Below are 22233 nucleotides of genomic sequence, written 5' to 3'. Positions count from 1 at the left end.
ATGCTCAAGAACTTCTGGTACGCGGTCGAGTTCAGCGAGGCCGTCGGGCGGCGGCCACGCAAGGTGACCTGCCTGGGACAGGACTTCGTGCTCTGGCGCCGCCGCGACGGGCAGGTGGCGTGCCTGTCGGACCTGTGCGTGCACCGCGGCGGCGCGCTGTCGCTGGGCACGGTGATCGAGGACCGGGTCGTCTGCCCCTATCACGGCTGGGAGTACGAGCCGGACGGCGGCTGCGTCAAGATCCCGGCCAACCCGCCCGGCCGGGGCATCCCGAAGAAGGCCCGGATCGACTCCTATCCGGTGGTCGAGAAGTACGGGATGGTGTGGACCTTCCTCGGCGACCTGCCCGAGGAGGAACGGCCGCCGATCCCGTACATCCCGCAGCACGACGACCCCGCCTTCCGCGTCATCCACTGGGAGACCACGCTGGAGGCCAACTACGAGCGGGCGCTGGAGAACGTCGTGGACGCGGCGCACACGCCGTTCGTGCACGGCACCGCCTTCGGCAACCCCGACAAGCCCGAGATCCCCGACTACGAGATCACCCAGACCGACTGGTACGCCGAGGCCGACATCCTGCTCAACCCGCCGCCCCCGAAGGGCCTGTGGGGGATGCTGGCCAAGGCGCGGATCGACCCGGTGATCGTCACCAACGGCTGGTACCTGCCCAACATCGTCAAGCTGCACGTCCGGCTGCCGTTCGGCGACCTCATCCTGTACGACTTCAACATCCCGGTCAGCCAGAACCGGACCCACGTGAAGATCCTCGGCTACCGCAACTTCTTCACCGGGAAGTGGGCCGACGCCAACGCGGCCAAGCGGATCACCCGGATCTTCGAGCAGGACCGGCTGGTCGTCGAGTCGCAGCGGCCCGAACTGCTGCCCTTCGACCTGTCGGCGGAGCTGCACCTGCGCAGCGACGCGCTGCAGGTGACCTACCGGCGGCGCCGTCAGCAGCTCATCGACCGGGGCTGGTGGGTCGGCGGTGACGACATCGTGACGGGCGACGTGCCGCGCCGCGAGGCCACCGTCATCGCCTCCCCCGCCCGCCGCGACAACCCCGACCTCGCCCGCGCCTGGGTGCACAAGACCCGAGGAGAGAGCCTCAATGAGCCTGCCCACAGCGCTGAGTGACCGCACCCTGGACCGGCTGGTCACCGCCCTGGACCTGACCGCCGGCGCGGACGTGCCGCTGACCAGCCAGATGTCGCCGGAGCCGGTCGGCCGGTTGCGGGTGCTGCGCGGCGCCGGCACCGGTGACGCGCGGGTCGGCAAGGTGGTCGCCGTCAGCCTGGTGGTGCCGATGATCGGGCTGGACAGCCACATGATCTTCGCGTTCACCCCGGCCGGGTCGGCGGTGCCGCACTTCACGCTCGACGCGGTGGCCACGCCCGCCTACCACGCCATGCACCTCGACCTGATCCCCCGCGTCGAGCTGGCCACCCACCTGGCCTACCTCGACGCCTGCTACCTGCCGCTGACCGAGCCGCTGGAGCAGGCCTGGACCCTCGACGGGCTCTCGGCGGCCGACATCGGCCCGCGCCAGAAGGCGATGATGTCCCCCTGGATGCTGGTCTGCCGGGCCGGCGAGGAGGCGTTCGAGAAGCTCGGCCAGACCGTCGACACCTACCTCGGTCACTGGCTGGCCCTGACCGAGGCGGGCGTGCCCGATCCCGGCGACACCGACCTGGCCGCCCGTGACGCCGCGAACCGGGACAACCTGTTCAGTCCCGAGGTGGACCCGGTCTGGCACCAGGTCACCCGCCTGCTCGGCGAGGAGCAGTCCGAACGCGTACGAGGGGAGCTGCTGCGTTGAGCGAGCCGAGCACCTGGCAGAGACGCATCGAGGGCGAGTGGTTCGGCAGGCCCTCCCTGTTCGACGCCACCGGCACCTGGCAGGGGTACGAGGACATCCGCCGCTCGTCGGTCTTCGAGGACGGCGTCACCACCTACTACATGGACGGCGGGCTGGAGGGCGGCGGGCCGATGGCCGGCCGGTTCCGGCTGGGCGCGCCGTTCGCGTTCGGGGTGGTCGACTCCGACGCGAGCCGGCTCTACACCGGCCCCGACTTCTACGGCACCGGCCAGCCGTACGGGTCGTTCGTCGACGCCCACTACTACGGGCCGGGCTGGCAGGTGGACCTCAACACCTGGAACCAGGTGCTGACCGACCGCGACACGCAGGTCTACTCCTCGGTCCTGTTCCAGGGTCCGGCCGTGGTCGGCTGCTTCAACGGCCTCTACACCCGCGACCTCGCCAAGGTGGAGGGCTGGCTGGCCGAGGAGACCAGGAACGGGCCGGTGCCGTACATCCTGCCGACCAAGGCCGCGGGCGCCTTCAGCGGCGAGTGCGAGGTCTACGGCGCCGACCAGAAGCCGCGCGGCGCCGTCCAGGTCACGATCGAGCTGGAGCCGCTCGACCTGCTCAGGACCCGGCAGCGGGTCACCTGGTCGGGCGCGCTGGACCGCGCCTACACCGTGGACGCGCGGCGCGACGGATTCCGCTCGTTCTACGAGGGGCCGGACGCGTGGGGCAACGCCCAGGCGTTCGGCCGGGCCAACTATCCCAGCCTGCACTTCGCCGACGTGTGGAAGCTGAAGGGCCGGGAGTTCATGCTCGACGCGACGCCCGGCATGGGCGCCGGGACGGAGCTGGCGGTCGCCTACGAGCTGTTCGACGGCAACGTGCTGGGCGCCGTGGTGCACGGGGTGCTTCGATGGTCATCGTCGTAACGGGCGGCACCCGGGGCATCGGCCACGGGCTGGTCGGCCGGTTCCTGGAGACGGGCCACGAGGTGGCGTTCTGCGGGAGCCGTACGGAATCGGTGGAGAAGGCCGCGCTGGACGGCGCGCTCGGCGTGGTCGCCGACGTCGGCGACCGCGAGCAGGTGCGCGGGCTGTGGGACGCGGCGGTGGAGCGGTTCGGCCGGGTGGACATCTGGATCAACAACGCCGGCATCTCGCACGCGCGCCGGCCGCTCTGGGAGCTGCCCGAGGCCGAGGCGGCCGAGGTGGTCCGCGTCAACCTGACCGGTGTGATCAACGGCTGCGCGGTGGCGCTGGCGGGCATGGCGGCTCAGGGGCACGGCCACGTGTGGAACATGGAGGGCCTGGGCAGCGACGGCCGGGCGGTGCCCGGGCTGGCCGTCTACGGCTCCACCAAGCGGGCGCTGCACTACCTGACCAGGGCGCTGGCCAAGGAGGTGCCGGACGGTGTGTCGGTGGGGCTGCTCAGCCCCGGGATGGTCGTCACGGACCTGCTGCTGCACGACGAGATCAGCCCGGAGTCGCGGCGGATCTTCGACATCCTGGCCGACCGGGTGGAGACCGTCACGCCGTGGCTGGCCGACCAGGCGGTGCGGCGTGTCGGCAACGGCGCCCACGTCCGCTGGCTCACCGGCGGCAAGATCCTCACCCGGTTCGCCACCGCCCCCTTCACCAAGAGGAAGGTGCTCCCGTGACCGACGCACTCGGCTGGCGCCGTAAGTTCGGGGTGATCGCCCCGTCCACGAACACGATCGTCGAGCCCGACTTCTACCGGATGACCGTGCCTGGGGTCACCTCGCACTTCAGCCGGATTCACATCAGAGATCAGAACATGTCCGGAAATGAGGGCATGGAACGCTTGCTCGATCAGATCCGTGAGGAGATCGGCGCCGCCTGCGAGCGGGTGCTCACCTGCGAGCCCGACTACATGGTGATGGGCATGTCCGCCGAGACGTTCTGGGGCGGCGTGGAGGGCAACCGGCAGTTCGTCAGGCAGATCCACGACCTCACCGGGCTCCAGGTGGCCACCGGAGCCGAGTCCTGCGAGCGGGCGCTGAACCTGTACGGCGCCCGGCGGATCGGCGTGGTCACCCCCTACCAGCCGGTCGGCGACGACAACGTGGTCCGCTTCTTCACCGAGATCGGCTTCGAGGTGGCCGCGATCCGCGGGCTGAAGTGCCCGACGGCGGTGTCGATCGCGCACGTCACCGAGGACGAGCTGCGCGAGGCCCTGATCGAGGTCGACTCCCCCGACGTCGACGCGCTCGTGCAGTGCGGCACCAACCTGTCCATGGTCGGCCTGGCCGACGAGGCCGAGCGCTGGCTGGGCAAGCCGGTCATCGCGATCAACGCCGCCACCTGGTGGATGGCGCTGCGCGACAACGGCATCGAGGACAAGGTCTACGGCGCCGGCCGCCTGCTGCGCGAGCACTGATCGGCGCGAACGTGTCCCGTCCGGGCTGATCGGGCGCCGGCCGCCTCCCGGCCAGGCCGGCCGGCGCCACGCGTCACCGCTGGGCCAGCGCCGCCTGGCGGTCGGCGTCGAAGCTCGTCCGTCCCCGGTAGGCCAGCAGCGCGCCGACCAGCAGCGGGACGGCGAGGATGGCGTAGGCGGCGCGCAGCGAGCCCGTGGCGTCGGAGAAGGCGCCCACCAGCAGCGGGCCCGCCGCGCCCGCCAGCGAGACGAGGAACTGCAGCAACGCGAACCCCATCCCCCGGCGCGCGGCGGGCACCACGTCGGCGGTGGCCGCGGTCAGCGCCGGGATGGCCACCAGGAACGCGATGGACGACACGGCGAGGCAGGCCAGCTGGACGGGCAGCATCAGGACCGCCACCGAGCCGGCCAGGCTGAGGCCGCCGACCATCAGCCCGCCGGCGCCGAGCGCCACCCGCCAGCCGGGGCGGGTCAGGTGCCCCCGGTCGCCCAGGCGGGCGCCGAGCAGGCTGCCGACGATCATGCCGAGCAGCCCGACACCGCCCGCCAGGCCCGCCGCCATGCCGCTGGGCATGTCGAAGGTGCGCTGGTAGAACGTCGGCAGCCAGAACATCAGCCCGCCGAGGCCGAAGAACAGCGTGCCGAGACCGGCCACGACCGCCCGCAGCGTCCTGATGCCGAGCAGGTCGCGCATCTCCTTCAGCACCGGGCCGCGCGGCGGCGCGGCGGCCACGGGTGCCACGGGCGTCGCGGCCGCCGTCTCGCCGGTGCGGAGCAGCTCGATGCGGTCGCCGGTGCCGCGCACCGGCTCACGCAGGCTCAGGCAGAGCATGGCCACGATCATGCCGGGCACCGCGATGAGGAAGAACATCGTGCGCCAGCCGTACGCCTCGGCCAGGGCGCCGCCGACGATGATGCCGACGGGCTGGCCGGCGAAGTAGCCGAACCGTTCCAGGGAGAACGCCCGCGACCTGCTGCCGCCGGGGAAGTAGTCGGCCAGCAGGCTGGAGGCGGCGGGGTTGTAGAGCAGCCCCGCCCCGCCGAGCAGCACCCGGACGGCGAACAGCATCGCGTACGACATGACCAGGCCGCTGCCGAGGGTCAGCAGCGACCAGACGGCGACGACGGTGGCCATCGCCCAGGTCCGGCGGCCCCGGTCGGCCAGCCGGCCGGCCGGGATCAGCAGGATGACGCCGGCCAGCGCGGCGGCGGTCGCGATGGCCCCGCCGGCCGTGTCGCCGAAGCCCAGCTCGCGCTGGATGGCCGGCAGCGCGCCGGCCATCAGGTTGTACTCGACCCGGTCGATGAGCGCGACCAGGGCGATGCAGAGCGCGGGCCACCAGCCGAACGGCGCGGCGGCGTTCAGCCGCACCCGCAGCGGCGGCCGCCCCGCCATCTGAACCTCGACATGCTCGTCCGTGGTCATCCGCTCTCCTCGAGTCGATCGACGACCGCGACGGCCTTTCCCGCTCCGAGATGCTCCTGCGCGGTTGGGCACATCGTTATGGAAACGGCGTTTCCCGTCAATGGATCTCCGCTCTACCTTGACGAAAACGACGTTTCCCACACGGAAGGCCCCGTCGGTGGACTATCCCCTCGCTCTGGCACTCGTCGACTTCCTGCCGGTTCTCGCCATGACCGCCGGCATCAGCCTGCTCGTCCCCTTCGTCCGCCGGACCGCCGGACCTTCCATCGCCGCCGCCGCACTGGCGGGCGGCGCGCTCACGGTGCTCGGCGGCGCGCTCAAGGCCGCCTGGAAGCTCATCGTGGCCTCCGGCGGGCCGGACATCGTGTGGATGGCGAAAGCCCAGTTCTTCCTCCTCGGCCCCGGGTTCACACTGCTGGCCTGGGCGCTGCTGAGCACGGCCGGAAGACGTCCGCCGCTCTGGGCGTTCGCCGCCTTCGCGGCGGCGGGGCTGGCCGCCGCGGTGGCCCTGGGCGGCACCTGGCCGCTGCTGATCGTGACCACCGTCTCTGCCACGATCCTCGGCGTCCGGCTGCTGCTGCTCGCCCGCCGCGCCCGGCAGGTCGCGGCGACCTTCCTGTTCGGCTTCAACCTGCTGGGGACGTACGCGATGGGCATCCTGGCCGGGCAGCCCGAGCAGACGATCGCCCTGCAATGGGTCGAGGAGTCGCTCAACACGCTCACCTGGACGGCCTTCGCCGTGGGAGTCTGGCGGCTCACCCGGACGAGGACGTTATTGACTGAACAGCTCTTCAGATGATTGATTGTGGAAACTCCGTTTCATTCTGAGGAACATCCGTCCGAGGCACATCCGTGGAGGATCACTTGGAGTCGCTGATGCGGCCCATACGCGGCCCCGTCCTGCTGTCGGTGCTCGGCACGTGGCTCCAGGCACTGGCCACGACGGCGCTCCTGCTGCTGGTGGGAACCGCGATCGGGCAGATCCACCGGGGCGGCGCCCCCGAGACCGCGGTGATCGCGGGACTGTTCGCCGCGGCGGCGGCCCGCGCGCTGCTCGCCGCAGCCGTTCCGGCGATCACCGTCCGCGCGGGCGGCCGGCTGGAGGTCGGGCTCCGCGACCGGATCTACCGCCACCTGCTGAGGCTCGGCGCGCCGCTGCGCTCGCGGGAGCAGACCGGCAGGCTGGTCTCCACCGGCACCGAGGCCGTGGAGCTCGTCTCCACCTACTACGCGACCTTCCTCGGCCCGATCCTCGCCTCGATGACCGTGCCGATCCTCGTGCTGGTGGCCATCGGGGTGTTCGTCGACCCGTGGACGGCGCTCATCCTGGCCATCGTGGTCCCGGCCATCCCGCTGACCGTCGGCGTCTTCCAGCGCGGCTTCGCCAAGGTGAGCGACGGCTACCGCGACACGGCCAACCACCTCGCCGCCCGCTTCCTCGACGCCCTGCAGGGCCTGTCGACGCTCAAGCTCTTCAACCAGGGCACCGCGCACGGCCGGGCCCTCGCCAGATCCTCGGAGGAGCTGCGCCGCGCGATCATGCGGCTGCTCGCCGGCAACCAGGTGATCCTGTTCGTCGTCGACACGGTGTTCTCGCTCGGCATGATCACCACGGCGACCGTGCTGGCGATGGTCCGCATGCGCGAGGGCGCGATCGACGCCGGCGAGGCGGTGGCCCTCGTCCTGCTCACCACGCAGCTCGTGGAGCCGCTGGACAAGGTCGGCCAGTTCTTCTACGTCGGCATGGGCGGCGCCGCGGCCGCCAAGGAGATCAGGGCCCAGCTGGCCGAGAAGCCCGCCGTCGCCGACACCGAGACGCAGGCGCCGGAGCGGGCCGGCTCCGACGTGTCCTTCGAGGGCGTGAGCTTCGCCTACCTGCCGGACACGCCGGTGCTGCGGGAGGTGGGCTTCACCATCGCCCCGGGCGAGAAGGTGGCGCTGGTCGGGCCGTCGGGCTCGGGCAAGACCACCGTCGCCGCGCTGCTCCAGCGCAACCTCGACCCCGGCGGGGGCGTGATCCGCGTCGGCGGCCACGACATCACCTCGGTGCCCGCCGCGTGGGTGCGCGAGCAGATCAGCGTCGTGGCGCAGAGCACCTACCTGTTCACCGGCACGCTGCGCGACAACCTGCTGGTCGCCGCGCCGGACGCGGACGACGAACGGCTGTGGGACGCGCTGCGCACGGCCAACCTGGACGAGTTCGTCCGGGGACTGCCGGACGGGCTGGACACGCCGACGGGTGAGCGGGGCCTCATGCTGTCCGGCGGGCAGGCGCAGCGCACCGCGATCGCCCGCGCCGTGCTGAAGGACTCGCCCATCCTCGTGCTCGACGAGCCGACCTCCAACGTGGACCTGGAGTCCGAAGCGGCGATCCTGGCCGCCCTCGACCGGCTGACCGTCGGCCGTACGGTGCTGATGATCGCGCACCGGCTGTCCACGGTGCGCGACGCGGACCGGATCGTGGTCCTGGAGGACGGCCTCGTCACCGAGCAGGGCTCGCACGACGAACTGATGACGGGCGGCGGGCACTACGCCCGCGCGGTCCGGCGGACCGAGGTGGAGACACGATGACCCGGACCCAGATCAGCCTGCGCCTGCTGCACTTCGGCCGTCCGCTGATGACGCCGCTGGCCGTCTCGGTCACCTTCCGGGTGCTGCAGATGTGCCTCGGCATCGCGTTGTACGGCGTCGGCGCGTGGGGCGTGGTCCACGTCGCGTCCGGCGACCCGTCGGTGATCGTGCCGGTGGCGGTCGCGATGGTGGTCATGGCGTTCGCCAAGGGCCTGTTCCGCTACGTCGAGCAGTACGCCGGCCACTACGTCGCCTTCAAGCTGCTGGCCATGCTCCGCGACGACTTCTACCAGCGGATCGAGCCGCAGGCCCCGGCCGGGGTCGAGGGCACCAGGACCGGCGACCTGCTCGCCCGCGTCATGAAGGACATCGACCGGATCGAGGTGTTCTACGCGCACACGATCGCGCCGTCGCTGGCCGCCGTCATCGTCCCGGTCATCTCCCTGTCGGTGCTGGGCGCCGGGTACAGCCCGGTGGTGGCCCTGGTGCTGGCGCCCTTCCTGCTGGGCGTGGGCGTCGTGGTGCCGTGGCTGAGTCACCGCGCCGCCGCGACCGCCGCCACCGATCTGCGGCGGGCGCGCGGCGAGATCTCCCAGCACCTCACCGACGGCGTCCAGGGCGTCAGGGAGGTGCTCGCCTTCGGCTACGGCACCCGCCGCCTGGCCGAACTCGAGGCGCTGGGCTCGTCGGGCACCTCGGCGATCAGCCGGCTGGGCACGCTGATCTCCATGCGCCGGGGCCTGAACGAGTTCCTGGTCGGCGCGGGCGTGATCACGATCCTGCTCACCGGCTGGGCGCAGGGGCTGTCCTGGCAGGACATCGCCGTCACGGTGGCGATCGGGCTGGCGACCTTCGGGCCCGTGCTGGGGGTCGAGGAGTTCATGGCCGACCTGGAGCAGGCCTTCGCCGGCGCGCGCCGCATCTGGGAGATCACCGACCGGCCGCCGCTGGTCACCGACCCGCCGGCGCCCGAGCCCCGGCCCGCCACCGCCTCGATCGGCTTCGATTCGGTCACCTTCGCCTACCCCGGCCAGAGCCCGCCCGCGCTGTCCGGTGTCTCCTTCACCGTGCCGGCCGGCAGCCGCTACGCGGTGGTCGGCGCCTCGGGCTCCGGCAAGTCCACCCTGGTCTCGCTCCTGCTGAGGTTCTGGGAGCCGCAGTCCGGCACGGTGTGCGTGGGCGGCACCCCGGTCGACCGGCTCGGCCTGAACGACCTGCGCGACCTGGTCGCCGTCGTGGGCCAGCGCACTTTCCTGTTCAACGACACCGTCGCCGCCAACCTGCGGCTGGCCCGGCCGGACGCCACCCAGGAGCAACTGGAGGCGGTCTGCCGCCAGGCCGCCCTGCACGACACGATCATGGAAATGCCCGAGGGCTACGACACCGTGGTCGGCGAGATGGGCGAGCGCCTGTCGGGTGGCCAGCGTCAGCGGCTGGCGATCGCCCGCGCGCTGCTCAAGGACGCCCCCATCCTCGTCCTGGACGAGGCCACCTCCGAACTCGACGTGCACACCGAGGCCGAGATCCAGCGGCAGATCGACGACCTGGCGCGGGGCAGGACGCTGCTGGTCATCGCGCACCGGCTGGCCACGGTCACCGACGCCGACCGCATCCTCGTCATGGATCGCGGCCGGCTGGTCGAGCAGGGCACCCACCGGGAACTGCTGGCCCGCCAGGGCGCCTATGCCCGCCTGTACGCCCGCCAGGCCGACGACCTCGACCGGGCGGCGGGATAGAGAAACGGCCGTGAGAGGGATGCAGCCCCTCTCACGGCCAGAACCTTCGCGAAGGAAGGCCCGCCCATGCTACGTCCCCCCACCCGAAGACTGTCACGGATCCTCACCGTGACGATCACCACACTGCTGGCGCTGATCGTCGCCCTGCCGGCCTGGGCCCATCACACCGTCATCCTCACCAAGGCCAACACCCCGGGCAACGCGCCCCGGGTCGTCGACGGCGCCGTCTCGTTCGCCTTCTACGGCTGGATGAACAAGCCGCTCGACGTACGGTCGTTCAAGCTCACCTTCACGGCCGGGCAGCGACTGTACTTCGAGGCGATCATGCCCGACCTCGCGCCCGAGAACACCATCCCCAACCACCACCTCCCGCAGATCCTGATCACCACGCCCAGCGGGAGCCTGATCGCCGTCCCGCCGACGCTCAGGGAGCCCTTCTACGAGGAGCACAGCCACACCACGCTGATCCGCTTCGCCAAGGTGGACCGGGTGGCCGAGGCCGGCACCCACCACATCGTGGTGATCGGGGCGCGGCAGCAGCGCTTCGCCCTGGCGACCGGGCTGCTGGAGGCCCCCGGACAGCTCGAGAACGGCACCATCGGCACCTTCTACTACGTCATCCACTGGTACCAGACCCCGGCGCCCTACGACCCCGCCGGAGTCTGACCCCGAGACGGTGCGGCGGGTCCGAGGGGTCCCGCCGCACCCCGCCTGTGCTGGGGTTGGACCAACGGGACCCTTCCGAGCATGGCGCGAACCGAGATACGGTCAGAGTCATGATTCGTGTGTTTCTGCTTGACGATCACGAGGTGGTCCGCCGGGGCGTCGCCGCCCTGCTCGGCTCCGAGGACGACATCGAGGTGATCGGCGAGGCGGGCACCGCCGAGTCCGCGATCGCCCGCATTCCGGCGCTCAAGCCGGACGTGGCGGTGCTCGACGTGCGGTTGCCCGACGGCAACGGCGTGGACGTCTGCCGGGAGGTGCGCTCCAAGCTTCCGGGCCTGGCGTGCCTGATGCTGACCTCGTTCGCCGACGACGACGCGCTGTTCGACGCGGTGATGGCGGGGGCCTCGGGCTACGTGCTCAAGCAGATCCACGGCTCCGACCTGGTGGGCGCGGTGCGCACGGTCGCCTCGGGCCAGTCGCTGCTCGATCCGCAGACCACGGCCGCCATGTTGCAGCGGCTGCGCGATCAGGCGGCCCGGCAGGACCCTCTGGCGGCGCTGTCCGACCAGGAGCGGCACATTCTCGAGCTGATCGGCGAGGGGCTGACCAACCGGCAGATCGGCGAGCGGCTGTTCCTGGCGGAGAAGACGGTCAAGAACTACGTGTCCAACCTGCTGGCCAAGCTCAACATGCAGCGGCGCACCCAGGCTGCTGCCCTGTCGGCGCGGCTGAGGGCAGATCGGCGCGAATAGTCGGGACCTTCGGCCCTGGGGGGTCCACCGGCCGAGCCGCGATGCTGGACGTATGCAACTGGATTCGTCTGGCCTGCGGGTCCTCAATCGTGAGGAGTGCCTGCGCCTGCTGTCAGTCACGCCGATCGGCCGGATCGTCTTCACCGACCGGGCACTGCCCGCGGTGCAGCCGGTCACGTTCGCCCTCGACGGCGAGACCATCGTGATCCGCACCAGCGTCGGGTCCAAACTGGCGGCGGCCACCCGGCACGCGGTGGTGGCGTTCGAGGTGGACGAGTTCGACACCGAGCTGCGCACCGGCTGGTCGGTGACCGCGGTGGGCAAGGCGCGGGCGGTGCAGGACCCGGCCGAGATCGGCCGGCTGTCCGAGCTGCCGCTGGCCGCGTGGGCGCCCGGCAGCCGCGACCACTACATCGTGGTCGAGGCCGAGCAACTGACCGGCCGCATGATCACCCGCGTGCCCGCCGCCGAAGCGTGCAGATAGCCGGTGAGTGACGTCGTGTCCGGAGCCAGAGCCCGCCTCATGACCGCACAACCGGTCATGACCCGAGAGGTTGGCCGGATCCCTCAACGTGATCATGGTCGGCAGCGCTGAGCTCACAGGTCGCGGCGCTGGAAGGCCATCCCCGCGAGCCCTGGTAAGAGGCCGGCCCAGGCGAGGTAGGTGGTGGTGAGGGCGGTGGACATGGCCCTGGTGATCAAAGTGCTGCCGAACCCGGAGGAGGTCGGCAAGGACATGGGCGTCATCAACATCGCCAACGCCGGCCCCCAGATCGCGGCCCCCCGCGATCGCAGCCCTGGTGGTCACGCTGTGCGGCTACCCCGCCCTCTTCCTGGTGGGCATCGTGATCTCCCTCATCGGCGTAGCCGGCATCCTCAGAATCCGGGGCGTCCGCTGAGCCGGCCCCCAGGATCGCCGTGCGCTCCGGCAGAGGACCTGGTCCGTACGGAGAAGCGAGTGGGGAGTTTCGTGGCGGCTCCGGTCGAGCCGGCCGGCGTGCCAGTGGACGGGCTCACCATCCTCACGGCGCGAATGCCGGACCCGGCCGAAGCCCGCGGGCCCTCGGCCAACTCGATCTTCACCAGCGCTCTCACCAAGACGCCGAAGGTGACCGCGATCTGAGCGACCTCGTCTCCTGCCGCGTACCGCACCAGCAACGCCTCGGCACGCCCGTCACCGAGCTCATCACCGTCGCCGGGCTGCGCTGGAAGATCAAGGAGAACAACGAGACCGGCAAGGACCTGCTCGGCCTGACCGAGTACCAGGTCCGCAAATGGGACGGCTGGCACCGCCACGTCACCACGGCCATGCTCGCCCTGGCCTTCCTCGCCGTCAGCCGCGCCCACCTGGACGGCCAGAGCGCCCCCGACCCGGTCCCACCCGCCGCCGATCAGGGAAAAGACCCGCATCACCAGGAGATTCTCAGCTGAATGCAGGCCGGCTGATCCGGCCATCGATGGCTGAGATCCGCCGTGTCTTCGCCCACCTCATCGTGCCCGCCGCCAGCACCATCGAGCACGTCCTGGCCTGGTCCAGATTCCGGCAAACCCACCAAACCCACGCCCTGATCAGCCACTACCGCCGACGAGGCGACCCATTACCGCGCGATCTACGATGTAGAGTACCTGAAAGGCATAGACGGCAAAGTTCATTACGGTTGATTCTCGCACTAGTCCCCCACGGGACCCCTTATCGAAATCGGCGACCAATACACCTGTCGGAGTTCCGACCCGAGACCAGTCATGCCGTCAATCAAACAGAAGGGGAGCTACAAAATGAAGCGACTGACCAATTCGCTCGCGGTCTTAGCACTCGCTGCCGTCTTCTCTCTCACGGGCGCTTCCGCGGCCCAGGCCGGCGTCCTCGCCTGGGACTGCCCCGCAGGCTACTCCTGCTACTACGACAACAAGGAAGGAGGAAACAGGATCTGGATCGCGCCCAGTGCGGGCTGCTTCGACCTCGGACGCATGAACCCGCCCCTCAACGACCGGATCTCCTCCGTCAACAACGGCGGCAACGGACAGGTTCATCTCTACAACTGGGAGGGCCATTGGGCGTATCTGGAGAACATCTCGCGCGGCGCCAAGTGGAACACGCGCTACCAGAACGTGGCGGACATGGTCTGCATCGATCAGCGTTAGGTCGTCGACCTCCTGAGGTGGCGGCGTCGCAGCCGGATCAGCTTTCCGCGGAATGTCGCCGCAGTGCCTGCCTGACCTCGGCGAACAGGTCCCTCGCGGTGTCGGTGACGACCGCCCCGTACGCGGAGATCTCCTCGTTCGCGGTGAACAGCACGGAATTGGAGGTGTAGAAGACCAGTGGGGGCCGCCGGCGACCCGAACGCATCTCGCGCAGCAGCTTCAGGCCCGCCCGTGGCTCCTCGGTGCCGTCCTTGACCCGGTGCATGTCGGAGATGACGAGGTCGAATCTCTGCGAGTCCAAGGCCTTCACCGCCTCGCAGAGACGCTGCGTCTCCAGAAGACGATCATGATGGAGGGCGGCTCCCTTCCCGGCGCGGATGTACTGCTTCGCCCATGCGGGAGGCTCCGCCGGGGAGTTCCGCGCGTGGGCGGGGCCGCGTGATCAGATGGGCACCTGCCAGCGGAGCGTGGTGCCGCCGGTGTCGGGAGTGGTGATCTCGAAGGAGCCGCCGAGCCCGGTGGCGCGCTCCTCCAGGTTGCGCAGCCCGCTGCGGCGCCCGTCGGCGGACAGTCCCACGCCGTCGTCGCGGACGATGAGGGTGAGGATCTCGCCGGCCACCTCGACCGACACCTCGGACTTGGACGCCCTGGCGTGACGCACCACGTTGGACAGGGCCTCGCGCAGGACCGCCAGCAGGTGCTCGGCGATGGCCTCGGGGACGCGGTTGTCGAGCTGCCCCTCCATCCGCAGGCCGGGCATGAAGCCGAGGTGGCCGCGGGCCCCCTCGACCAGCTCGACGACCTGGGCGCGCAGGCTGGGGCCGCTGGCCTGGTGGGCGCCCTGCAGGGCGAAGATGGTCGAGCGGATCTGCCGGATCGTCTCGTCGAGCTCGTCGATCGCGTGCTGCAGCCGCCCCGAGGCCTCGGGGTGCTCGACCAGCCGGACCGTGCTCATCAGCGTCATCGCGATGGCGAACAACCGCTGGATGACGACGTCGTGCAGGTCCTTGGCGATCCGGTCGCGGTCTTCGAGCAGACCGAGGCGTTCGGCGTCCTTGCGGGTGTCGGCCAGCTCCAGCGCGATCGCGGCCTGGCCGGCGAACGACTCCAGCATCCGCATGTCGGCCAGGCTGAACGGGAGCCGGCCCGATCTCTTGGCCAGGGCCAGCACACCGCGCACGGAATGCCCGGCGCCCAGCGGCAGCAGCAGCTCGGGGCCGAAGCCCAGCTCGCGCAGCGGGGAGTCGGCGGCCGGCAGGTCACGCTCGGACATCGCCTCACCCCGGCTGAACACCTGCCCGACGGCGGTGGCGCCCACCTGGAAGACCAGGCCGCTCACGTCGTCGGCGTGCTCGCCCTCGGCGAACTCCACCGTCAGCCACTCACCCGACCGGTCCGGCAGCAGGACCTTGGCCAGGTCGGCGTCGGCCATCTGCCGGGCCCGCCCGGCCATCATGGTGAGCACCTCGCTCCGGTCGGCGCCGGACAGCAGGCTCGTGGTCACCTCGGAGGAGGCGTGCAGCCAGGTCTCGCGCCGTCGTGACTCCTCGAACAGGCGGGCGTTCTCGATGGCCACGCCGGCGGCGGTGGCCAGCGCGATGACGATCGCCTCGTCCTCCTCGTCGAACTCGCCGCCGCCGCGTTTCTCGGTCAGGTAGAGGTTGCCGAACACCTCGTCGCGCACCCGGAGCGGGACGCCGAGGAAGGTGCCCATGGGCGGGTGCCCCGGCGGGAAGCCGTAGGACTCGGGATGGTCGGCGATGCGGCCGAGGCGCAGTGGCCGGGCGTCCTTGATGAGCAGGCCGAGCAGGCCGAGACCGTGCGGCCAGTGCTCGATCTTGGCGATCTCCTCCTCGGTCAGCCCGACCGGGATGAACTGGATGAGGGTGCGCTCCTGGCCGATCACGCCGAGCGCGCCGTAGCTGGCGTCGACCAGCTTGGTGGCGGTCTCCACGATGCGGCCGAGCACCGTCTCCAGATCGAGGTCGCTGCCCACCAAGACCACGGCCTCGAGCAGCGCGTGCACCCGGTCCCGCGTGGCGAGCACGGCGTTCAGGCGGACCTGCAGTTCAGCCAGCAACTCGTCGAGCCGCATGTTGGGCATCAACGGGTTGCGCTCGCCTTGCGTCATACGAGCAGTCTCGCATCAGCGGAGACCGCTCGCCTACCCAGGTTCGAGGTTCGCCCGCCCGGTTCCGGATCTTCGTCCGGCCGCCGGGCGGGCGGGCCGGCTACGCGGGGCCCGAGCGGACGACGGCGACCGCGCAGCGGGCGTGGTGGAGGATGCCCCGGCTGACCGAGCCGAGCAGCACCGATCCCATGACGCCGCGGCCGTGTGAGCCCACCACGACCAGGTCGGACCGGTCCGAGGCGTCGGCGAGCGCGTTCACGGGGTGCGCGGACAGCACGTCCTCGACGACCGTCACCTGCGGGTACTCCTCGCGGAACGCCGCCAGCCGGTCCGTGACGAGCCGGTGCTGTGCCGTACGGACCTCGTCCATGTCGTACGGGATGTCGGGCGCGAAGGCGTGCACCGGCAGCTGCCAGGCGTGCACCACCCGCAGCGTGCCGCCCCGCCGTCTGGCCTGCTCGAAGGCGTAGGCCAGGGCCGGTTCGCACTCGGGAGAGTCGTCGACGCCCACGGTGACCTCGCCGAAGGTCTCGCGGCGCTCGCCGCGCACGACCACCACGGGGCACCGCGTGTGCCCGGCGACGTTCACGCTGACCGAGCCCAGCAACGCGCCGGCGAATCCGCCCAGCCCGCGGCTGCCGACCACGACCTCCGTGGCGTCCTTGGACTGCTCGCGCAGCACCACGGCGGCGGGACCTTCGATCAGCTCGGTCGTCACCTCGACGTCCGGCTGGCGCTCGTGGGCCAGCGCGACCGCCTCGGCCAGGAACCGGTGCCCGGTGCGCACGAGCGCGTCCGGCCAGTCGTCGCTGGGGAACCTGGCGATCTGATAGGGCGAGTGGTCCACCGCGTGCACGATCCGCAACGGCTGGTGCGCGCGGAACGCGTCGTTCGCCGCCCACTCCACCGCCGCCCGCGAGGCCACCGAGCCGTCCACACCCACGATGATCATGATGTCTCCTCCTCCTTCGTCACCTCTATGGGACCTCCTCGCACCGGGTCGCCTGCAGGGCCGTAGGTCCCGTCCGGGCAGGGCCAAGGGCCATGTCTGCCCTGGTGACCTGGGGGTAGCTCGTGCGCATGGCCGTCATCGATCCCTGGACCCGCCCGGAGTACGCGCCGCCGCGCGCGAGCCGTCCCGGTGAGCCGCCGGTGAACCCGTGGACCCTGGACTTCGAGGGCTTCGACCCGGCGGCCGAAGGGCTCCGGGAGGCGCTGTGCACGCTGGGCAACGGCCGGTTCGCCACCCGGGGGGCGACGCCCGACGGCGCCGGCCGGACGCCCGGCACCTACGCGGCGGGCTGCTTCAACCGCCTCGACTCCACTGTCGCCGGGCGCGTGGTGTCCAACGAGGACATGGTCAACCTGCCCGACTGGCTGCCGGTGGCCTTCGCCACGCCCGGCTCCGACTGGTTCGACCCGGCGACGGACGGCCTGCTCGACTACCGGCACGAACTGGACCTGCGTCACGGGGTGCTGCTGCGGCTGCTGCGCTGGCGTGACGCGGCGGGCCGCGTCACGCGGGTGCGGCAGCGCCGCCTGGTGTCCATGGCCGACCCGCGCCTGGCCGCGCTGGAGACCGAGTTCGTCCCGGAGAACTGGTCGGGCCCGATGCGGGTGCGGACCGTACTCGACGGCCGGGTGGCCAACCGGGGGGTCGCCCGCTACCGCGAGCTGCGCGGCGACCATCTGACCGGCCACGCCACCGGCATCGAGGACGACCTGGCCTGGCTGACCGCCACCACCCGCTCCTCCGGCATCACGGTCGCCTTCGCGGCCCGCGCCGACTGCGCCGTCCCCGCCCGCGAGGCGACCCGCGAACCCGACCGGATCACCGCGGAGTACCGGCTCGACCTGGTCGAGGGCGAGCCGGTGACGCTGTCCAAGGTCGTCGCCCTGGTGACCTCACGCGATCCCGCGATCAGCGACGCCCGCTCCACCGCGGTGCGGGCCGTGCGGCTGGCGCCGGGCTTCGACACGCTGCTGGCCCGGCACCGGGCCGCCTGGGACCGCCTGTGGGAGCGCGCCCGGCTCGACGTCGACGGGCCGGAGACCTCACAGATCGTCCACCTGCACGTCTTCCACCTGTTGCAGACGCTCTCCCCGCACACGGCCGACATCGACGCGGGCGTGCCCGCGCGGGGCCTGCACGGCGAGGCGTACCGGGGGCACGTGTTCTGGGACGAGCTGTTCGTGATGCCATGGCTGAACCTCCGCTTTCCCGACATCTCCCTCGGCCTGCTGCGTTACCGGTGGCGGCGGCTGCCCGAGGCCAGGGCGGCGGCCCGCGCCGCGGGGTTCGCCGGCGCGATGTTCCCCTGGCAGAGCGCGAGCGACGGCACCGAGCAGACCCAGACCCTGCATCTCAACCCCGACTCCGGCCGCTGGCTGCCCGACCACTCCCACCTGCAGCGGCACGCCGGCCTGGCCATCGCCTACAACATCTGGCAGCACTACCTGGCGACCGGCACGATGCGGCCGTGGTGCGCGGAGCTGCTGATCGACATCGCCAGGTTCTTCTCCTCGCTGGCCGAGGCGGACCCGGAGTCGGGCCGCTACGAGATCCGGGGCGTCATGGGCCCCGACGAGTATCACGACGGTTACCCCGGGGCCGAGTCCCCCGGCCTGGACAACAACGCCTACACCAACGTGATGACCGTCTGGCTGCTGCTGCGGGCCGCCGACACGCTGGAGCTGTTCCCCGAGTTCCAGGGCACGGCCGAGGAGGCCGAGCGCTGGCACGACATCACCCGGCGGATGCGGGTCGACTTCCACGACGGCGTGATCAGCCAGTTCACCGGCTACGCCGGCCTGGAGGAGCTCGACTGGGAGCGCTATCGCGGCGTGCGGCGGCTCGACCGGGCGCTGGAGGCCGCCGGCGACGACGTCAACCGCTACCGGGCGTCCAAGCAGGCCGACACGCTGATGCTCTTCTACCTGCTGACGGCCGACGAGCTGCTGGCGCTGCTGCTGCGGCTCGGCTATCCGTGCGAGCCCGGCCTCATCCACCGCACGATCCACTACTACCTCGCGCGCACCAGCCACGGTTCCACCCTGAGCGCCCTGGTGCACGCCTGGGTGCTCGCCCGATCGGACCGGGCCGGATCCTGGCGGTTCTTCCACGAGGCCCTGATCAGTGACATCCAGGACGTCCAGCACGGCACCACCGCCGAAGGCGTCCACCTCGGCGCCATGGCGGGCACGCTCGACCTGCTGCAGCGCTGCTACCTGGGGATGGAGCTGCGCCGCGACGGGCTGCGTCTCAACCCGGTGCTGCCCGACCGGCTGGGCACGATGTCGCTGACGATCCGCTACCGGGGCGCGCGGTTCTTCATCGACGCCGACCGCGAGAGCGCGTGGATCAACGAGAACATGCTCAGGTGCGGCGCCAGCCGTACGTTCACGAGCGATCAAGGGGGGACCAGCATGGCCGCGACGGGCGACCTCGGACGCCGCATCATCTACCACCGCGAACGCCTCGGGCTGACCCGCGAGCAGCTCGCCGAGCGCACCGGCATGGCCGCCGGCTACGTCAAGTACCTGGAGGAGAACCCCGAGACGCTCGCCACGGGCACACTGGGGCGGCTCGCGGCCGCCCTGGAGACGACCGTCGAGAGCCTGCTCGGCGGCGGCCTCGACCGGCCGCCGGGACGCGGCCCGGCGGCCGCCCATCCGATGCTCGAGTCCCTCGACCGTGACGAGTGCCTGCGCCTGGTCGCGCCCGGCGGCGTCGGCCGGGTCGCCTTCAGCGGCCTGTACGGGCCCACCGTGCTGCCCGTCAACTACCGGCTGCACGAGGGCGCGATCGTCTTCCGCACGGCCCACGGCGGCCCGATGGACCGCGACCTGCGCACCGGCGTGGAGGGCATGGACATCAAGATCGGCTTCGAGGTCGACCGGATCGACGAGGCCAGGCGCGAGGGCTGGAGCGTGCTCATCCAGGGGCCGGCCCACCATGTGCCGCCCGACGAGATCGAGCGGGTGGTCGGCTCCGGCGTGACCCCCTGGGCGGGCGGTGAGCGCGAGCTGTACATCCGCATCGTGCCGCAGCGGATCACCGGCCGCCGCGTCCACGGGCTCTGACGATCCGCGCGCGGAGTCACTCCCGCTCCCGGCGAGCCCGCCCCGCGCCGAGCCGGAGCAGGGCCCGCGCCGCGTCGCAGAGCACCGGCGTCAGCAGCGCGGCGCCCGCGGCCATCGCCCAGCCCAGCGGCGGCACCGGCGCGAGCGCGAGGAACGTGCCGAGGGCCGGCACCAGCGTCACCAGCGCCTGCAGCGCGGCCGCGGCCGCGACGGCGAGCAGCACCGCCCGGCCGTGCCACCAGCCGCGCTCGAAGGTCCAGCGCCGGGCCCGGGCGACGTAGGCCAGGGTCAGCCGGGCGAAGACGAGGGCGAGCACGGCCTGGGTCCGCACCTGCGCCTCGTCCCAGCCGAGCCGCCGGGCGACCTCCACCGCGGCGAAGACCAGCAGCCCGACGATGAGCGAGCGGATCCCGATGCGGGCCAGCACGGCGCCGGACAGCAGCCCGTCGCGGCGCGGTCTGGCCGTCAGCGGGTCGCCGGCCGGCCGGTCGACGCCCAGGGCGATGGCCGGGATGCCGTCGAGGACCAGGTTGATCCAGAGCAGTTGCACCGGCAGCAGCGGGATGACCAGGTCGGGCCAGGCGAACAGGCCCACGAGCACGAGGAAGATCTCGGCCAGGTTGCCGGCCAGCAGGTAGCCGATCATGGATTCGACGTTGTGGTGCAGGCGGCGGCCCTGCCGCACCCCGGTGACGATGGTGCCCAGCTCGCCGTTGGTGACCACCACGGCGGCGGCCTCCCTGGCCACGTCGGTGCCCTCGTCGCCGGCCATGGCGATGCCGACGTCGGCGTGCCGCAGCGCGGGCGCGTCGTTGACGCCGTCGCCGGTCATCGCGACGACCTCGCCGCCCGCGCGCAGCGAGCGGACCAGGTCCAGCTTGGTCGCCGGGTCGACGCGGGCCAGCACGTTCGCCTCGCGCAGCCGCTCCTCACGGTCCTCGCCGTCCAGCGCTGCGCCGGTCACCACCGGGTCGGGCTCGATGCCGACCTGCTCGGCCACGGCCCGGGCGGTGCCGGCGTGGTCGCCGGTCACCATGATCACCCGGATGCCGCCCCGCCGGCAGTCGGCGACGGCCTGCCGCGCCGACTCGCGGATCTCGTCGCTCAGCGCGAGCAACGCGACCGGCCGCAGCCCGGTCGCGTCGAGGTCATCGGTGTCGCGCTCGGCCAGCGCCAGCACGCGCAGCCCCCGGCCGGCCAGCTCGGGCACGGCCCGCTCCAGCCGGTCGGCCTCCGGGCCGGGGGCGCACCGGGCCAGCACCACCTCCGGCGCGCCCTTCACGGTCAGCACCGGCCCCTCGGTGACGACCGCCATCGACCGTACGTCGGCGTCGAAGGGCCTGGTCGACAGCCTGGCCCCGCCGTCGAGGGGCGTCGTCCCGTGGCGGGCGGCGGCGGCCAGCAGCGCCACGTCCACCGCGTCGCCCACGCCGTCGTGGGCGTCGTTGCAGCGTACGGCGGCCCGCCAGACGTCCGCGCCCGGCACCGCGACGTGGTCGGCGACGGTCAGCCGCCCGGTGGTCAGGGTGCCGGTCTTGTCCGAGGCGATCACGGTGGTGGCGCCGAGCGCCTGGATGGCCGGCAACCGCCGGACGATGACCCCGCGCCGGGCCATCCGCTGCGAGCCGAGCGCCAGGGCGGTGGTGACGGCGGCCGCCATGCTCTCGGGCACCGCCGCGATGGCCAGCGCCACCCCGGCGAGCGCCAGGTCGAGCGGCTCGATGCCGCCCCGGGCCAGCCCGAGCGCCACCATCACCACGCCCGCGGCGAGGGCCAGCAGGCCGATGCGCTTGGAGACGGTGGCGAGCTCCACCTCCAGCGGCCCCTTGACCTTGCCCTGCAGAGCGGAGGCGATGTGGCCCATCTCGGTGGCGGCGCCGGTGCTCTCCACCACCGCCACGCCCGAGCCGCGCACCACCATGCTGCCGGAGAACAGCTGCCCGTCACGGTCTCCCAGGGGTCCCCGCGTCGTGCCCTCCGCCCGTTTGCCGGCCGAGTTCGACTCGCCCGTCAGCATGGACTCGTTCACGGCCAGCGAGACCGCCTCCAGCACGCGGGCGTCGGCGGGCACCCGGTCTCCGGCCGCCACCTCGATCAGGTCGCCGGGCACCACCTCCGCGGCCGCGATCCGCCGGACCACGCCGTCACGGCGGACCTTGGCCATCGGCGCCGACAGCGTCCGCAGGGCGCGGACGGCCCGCTCGGCCTTGACCTCCTGGGTGACGCCGATGACCACGTTGACCGCCAGGATCGCCATGATGGCCGCGCCCTCGGGCGCCTCGCCCAGCACGACCAGGGTGACGAGGCCGGCGACCAGCAGCAGGATCGACAGCGGATCGGCCAGCTGGCGGACCGCTCTGAGCGGGATCGACGGCTGCCTGGGCTCCGGTATCCGGTTCGGCCCGTGTTCGGTCAGCAGGCGGGCCGCCTCGTCGTCGCCGAGCCCCCGCCGGACATCCGTGATCGCGTCCATGGCCCCATCAGATCATCCACGACACCCGCGTCGCGGGAGCCGAAAGGCCGTT

The 22233-nt window shown here is 71.8% G+C and carries 19 protein-coding genes and 1 pseudogene; 14 read left to right on the top strand and 6 right to left on the bottom strand.

Annotation, left to right across the window (positions count from 1 at the left end):
• The 5 genes from IEY82_RS29935 to IEY82_RS29915 are packed head-to-tail and all read left to right on the top strand — an operon-like array spanning nucleotide 1 to nucleotide 4201.
• On the top strand, nucleotides 1-1134 hold the full coding sequence (locus IEY82_RS29935) for an aromatic ring-hydroxylating dioxygenase subunit alpha (RefSeq protein ID WP_189127603.1): 1134 nt from the start codon (nucleotides 1-3) through the stop codon (nucleotides 1132-1134).
• A complete protein-coding gene (locus IEY82_RS29930; protein ID WP_189127602.1) occupies nucleotides 1109-1816 on the top strand; it encodes a hypothetical protein in 708 nt (235 codons plus the stop codon). The genes IEY82_RS29935 and IEY82_RS29930 overlap by 26 nt, the downstream gene beginning before the upstream one ends.
• Nucleotides 1813-2733, top strand: coding sequence for a hypothetical protein (locus IEY82_RS29925; protein WP_189127601.1), 921 nt, complete (start codon nucleotides 1813-1815; stop codon nucleotides 2731-2733). The genes IEY82_RS29930 and IEY82_RS29925 overlap by 4 nt, the downstream gene beginning before the upstream one ends.
• Nucleotides 2718-3461, top strand: coding sequence for an SDR family oxidoreductase (locus tag IEY82_RS29920; RefSeq protein ID WP_189127600.1), 744 nt, complete (start codon nucleotides 2718-2720; stop codon nucleotides 3459-3461). Before IEY82_RS29925 ends, IEY82_RS29920 begins: the two co-directional genes overlap by 16 nt.
• Entirely contained in the window at nucleotides 3458-4201 is a 744-nt protein-coding gene (locus tag IEY82_RS29915; protein WP_189127599.1) for a maleate cis-trans isomerase family protein, read from the top strand. Before IEY82_RS29920 ends, IEY82_RS29915 begins: the two co-directional genes overlap by 4 nt.
• Before the next feature lie 73 nt (nucleotides 4202-4274).
• Here the strand turns inward: IEY82_RS29915 and IEY82_RS29910 are convergent, their stop codons facing one another.
• Nucleotides 4275-5627, bottom strand: a complete 1353-nt coding sequence (locus IEY82_RS29910; protein ID WP_189127598.1) for an MFS transporter — start codon at nucleotides 5625-5627, stop codon at nucleotides 4275-4277.
• Between the two features lie 157 nt (nucleotides 5628-5784).
• Between IEY82_RS29910 and IEY82_RS29905 the strand changes: the two genes are divergently transcribed.
• From IEY82_RS29905 to IEY82_RS29880, 6 genes are all read left to right on the top strand, one after another.
• Nucleotides 5785-6426, top strand: coding sequence for a hypothetical protein (locus IEY82_RS29905; RefSeq protein ID WP_189127597.1), 642 nt, complete (start codon nucleotides 5785-5787; stop codon nucleotides 6424-6426).
• Between the two features lie 77 nt (nucleotides 6427-6503).
• Nucleotides 6504-8198, top strand: coding sequence for an ABC transporter ATP-binding protein/permease (locus tag IEY82_RS29900; protein WP_189127596.1), 1695 nt, complete (start codon nucleotides 6504-6506; stop codon nucleotides 8196-8198).
• On the top strand, nucleotides 8195-9934 hold the full coding sequence (cydC, locus tag IEY82_RS29895; protein ID WP_189127595.1) for a thiol reductant ABC exporter subunit CydC: 1740 nt from the start codon (nucleotides 8195-8197) through the stop codon (nucleotides 9932-9934). The genes IEY82_RS29900 and cydC overlap by 4 nt, the downstream gene beginning before the upstream one ends.
• Before the next feature lie 108 nt (nucleotides 9935-10042).
• Complete coding sequence (locus IEY82_RS29890) at nucleotides 10043-10600, top strand: hypothetical protein (RefSeq protein ID WP_189127594.1); 558 nt, start codon at nucleotides 10043-10045, stop codon at nucleotides 10598-10600.
• A gap of 110 nt (nucleotides 10601-10710) precedes the next feature.
• On the top strand, nucleotides 10711-11352 hold the full coding sequence (locus IEY82_RS29885; protein WP_189127593.1) for a response regulator: 642 nt from the start codon (nucleotides 10711-10713) through the stop codon (nucleotides 11350-11352).
• Nucleotides 11353-11404: 52 nt separating this feature from the next.
• Nucleotides 11405-11836 carry a pyridoxamine 5'-phosphate oxidase family protein gene (locus IEY82_RS29880; RefSeq protein ID WP_189127592.1) on the top strand — a complete coding sequence of 144 codons (432 nt, stop codon included), beginning with the start codon at nucleotides 11405-11407 and terminating at the stop codon, nucleotides 11834-11836.
• Between the two features lie 113 nt (nucleotides 11837-11949).
• On the opposite strand, the gene IEY82_RS29875 is transcribed toward IEY82_RS29880, so the two are convergent.
• Nucleotides 11950-12090 (bottom strand): hypothetical protein, encoded by a 141-nt coding sequence (locus IEY82_RS29875; protein WP_189127591.1) that lies wholly within the window; start codon nucleotides 12088-12090, stop codon nucleotides 11950-11952.
• Nucleotides 12091-12516: 426 nt separating this feature from the next.
• Between IEY82_RS29875 and IEY82_RS40520 the strand changes: the two are divergent.
• Together IEY82_RS40520 and IEY82_RS29865 are read left to right on the top strand one after the other, a co-directional pair.
• Nucleotides 12517-12783: pseudogene (locus IEY82_RS40520) on the top strand (IS701 family transposase); the annotation flags it as partial.
• A gap of 345 nt (nucleotides 12784-13128) precedes the next feature.
• Nucleotides 13129-13494 carry a peptidase inhibitor family I36 protein gene (locus IEY82_RS29865; RefSeq protein WP_189127589.1) on the top strand — a complete coding sequence of 122 codons (366 nt, stop codon included), beginning with the start codon at nucleotides 13129-13131 and terminating at the stop codon, nucleotides 13492-13494.
• Nucleotides 13495-13531: 37 nt separating this feature from the next.
• Here IEY82_RS29865 and IEY82_RS29860 read toward each other — a convergent pair whose 3' ends face one another.
• From IEY82_RS29860 to IEY82_RS29850, 3 genes are all read right to left on the bottom strand, one after another.
• On the bottom strand, nucleotides 13532-13795 hold the full coding sequence (locus IEY82_RS29860) for a hypothetical protein (RefSeq protein WP_189127588.1): 264 nt from the start codon (nucleotides 13793-13795) through the stop codon (nucleotides 13532-13534).
• Between the two features lie 141 nt (nucleotides 13796-13936).
• On the bottom strand, nucleotides 13937-15625 hold the full coding sequence (locus IEY82_RS29855; RefSeq protein ID WP_189127587.1) for a sensor histidine kinase: 1689 nt from the start codon (nucleotides 15623-15625) through the stop codon (nucleotides 13937-13939).
• A 100-nt stretch (nucleotides 15626-15725) separates the two neighbouring features.
• Nucleotides 15726-16577, bottom strand: a complete 852-nt coding sequence (locus IEY82_RS29850) for a universal stress protein (RefSeq protein ID WP_189127586.1) — start codon at nucleotides 16575-16577, stop codon at nucleotides 15726-15728.
• A gap of 128 nt (nucleotides 16578-16705) precedes the next feature.
• Between IEY82_RS29850 and IEY82_RS29845 the strand changes: the two genes are divergently transcribed.
• A complete protein-coding gene (locus IEY82_RS29845) occupies nucleotides 16706-19708 on the top strand; it encodes a pyridoxamine 5'-phosphate oxidase family protein (protein WP_189127585.1) in 3003 nt (1000 codons plus the stop codon).
• Between the two features lie 16 nt (nucleotides 19709-19724).
• Here IEY82_RS29845 and IEY82_RS29840 read toward each other — a convergent pair whose 3' ends face one another.
• A complete protein-coding gene (locus IEY82_RS29840) occupies nucleotides 19725-22181 on the bottom strand; it encodes a cation-translocating P-type ATPase (protein ID WP_189127584.1) in 2457 nt (818 codons plus the stop codon).
• Nucleotides 22182-22233: the final 52 nt, after the last annotated feature.

This window comes from Nonomuraea cavernae, assembly GCF_014646355.1.
Classification (GTDB): Bacteria; Actinomycetota; Actinomycetes; order Streptosporangiales; family Streptosporangiaceae; genus Nonomuraea; species Nonomuraea cavernae.
The sequence above is the reverse complement of the archived record's forward strand: the minus strand, read 5'-3'. Positions and strand labels throughout refer to the sequence as shown.

Excerpts from the sequence above, each read along its gene's own strand:
- cydC (WP_189127595.1), top strand. The coding sequence starts at position 8,195 with ATGACCCGGACCCAGATCAGCCTGCGCCTGCTGCACTTCGGCCGTCCG.
- IEY82_RS29920 (WP_189127600.1), top strand. The coding sequence starts at position 2,718 with ATGGTCATCGTCGTAACGGGCGGCACCCGGGGCATCGGCCACGGGCTG.
- IEY82_RS29850 (WP_189127586.1), bottom strand. The coding sequence starts at position 16,577 with ATGATCATCGTGGGTGTGGACGGCTCGGTGGCCTCGCGGGCGGCGGTG.
- IEY82_RS29880 (WP_189127592.1), top strand. The coding sequence starts at position 11,405 with ATGCAACTGGATTCGTCTGGCCTGCGGGTCCTCAATCGTGAGGAGTGC.
- IEY82_RS29910 (WP_189127598.1), bottom strand. The coding sequence starts at position 5,627 with ATGACCACGGACGAGCATGTCGAGGTTCAGATGGCGGGGCGGCCGCCG.
- IEY82_RS29935 (WP_189127603.1), top strand. The coding sequence starts at position 1 with ATGCTCAAGAACTTCTGGTACGCGGTCGAGTTCAGCGAGGCCGTCGGG.
- IEY82_RS29865 (WP_189127589.1), top strand. The coding sequence starts at position 13,129 with ATGAAGCGACTGACCAATTCGCTCGCGGTCTTAGCACTCGCTGCCGTC.
- IEY82_RS29885 (WP_189127593.1), top strand. The coding sequence starts at position 10,711 with ATGATTCGTGTGTTTCTGCTTGACGATCACGAGGTGGTCCGCCGGGGC.
- IEY82_RS29855 (WP_189127587.1), bottom strand. The coding sequence starts at position 15,625 with ATGACGCAAGGCGAGCGCAACCCGTTGATGCCCAACATGCGGCTCGAC.
- IEY82_RS29840 (WP_189127584.1), bottom strand. The coding sequence starts at position 22,181 with ATGGACGCGATCACGGATGTCCGGCGGGGGCTCGGCGACGACGAGGCG.
- IEY82_RS29900 (WP_189127596.1), top strand. The coding sequence starts at position 6,504 with ATGCGGCCCATACGCGGCCCCGTCCTGCTGTCGGTGCTCGGCACGTGG.
- IEY82_RS29845 (WP_189127585.1), top strand. The coding sequence starts at position 16,706 with ATGGCCGTCATCGATCCCTGGACCCGCCCGGAGTACGCGCCGCCGCGC.
- IEY82_RS29875 (WP_189127591.1), bottom strand. The coding sequence starts at position 12,090 with ATGTCCTTGCCGACCTCCTCCGGGTTCGGCAGCACTTTGATCACCAGG.
- IEY82_RS29930 (WP_189127602.1), top strand. The coding sequence starts at position 1,109 with ATGAGCCTGCCCACAGCGCTGAGTGACCGCACCCTGGACCGGCTGGTC.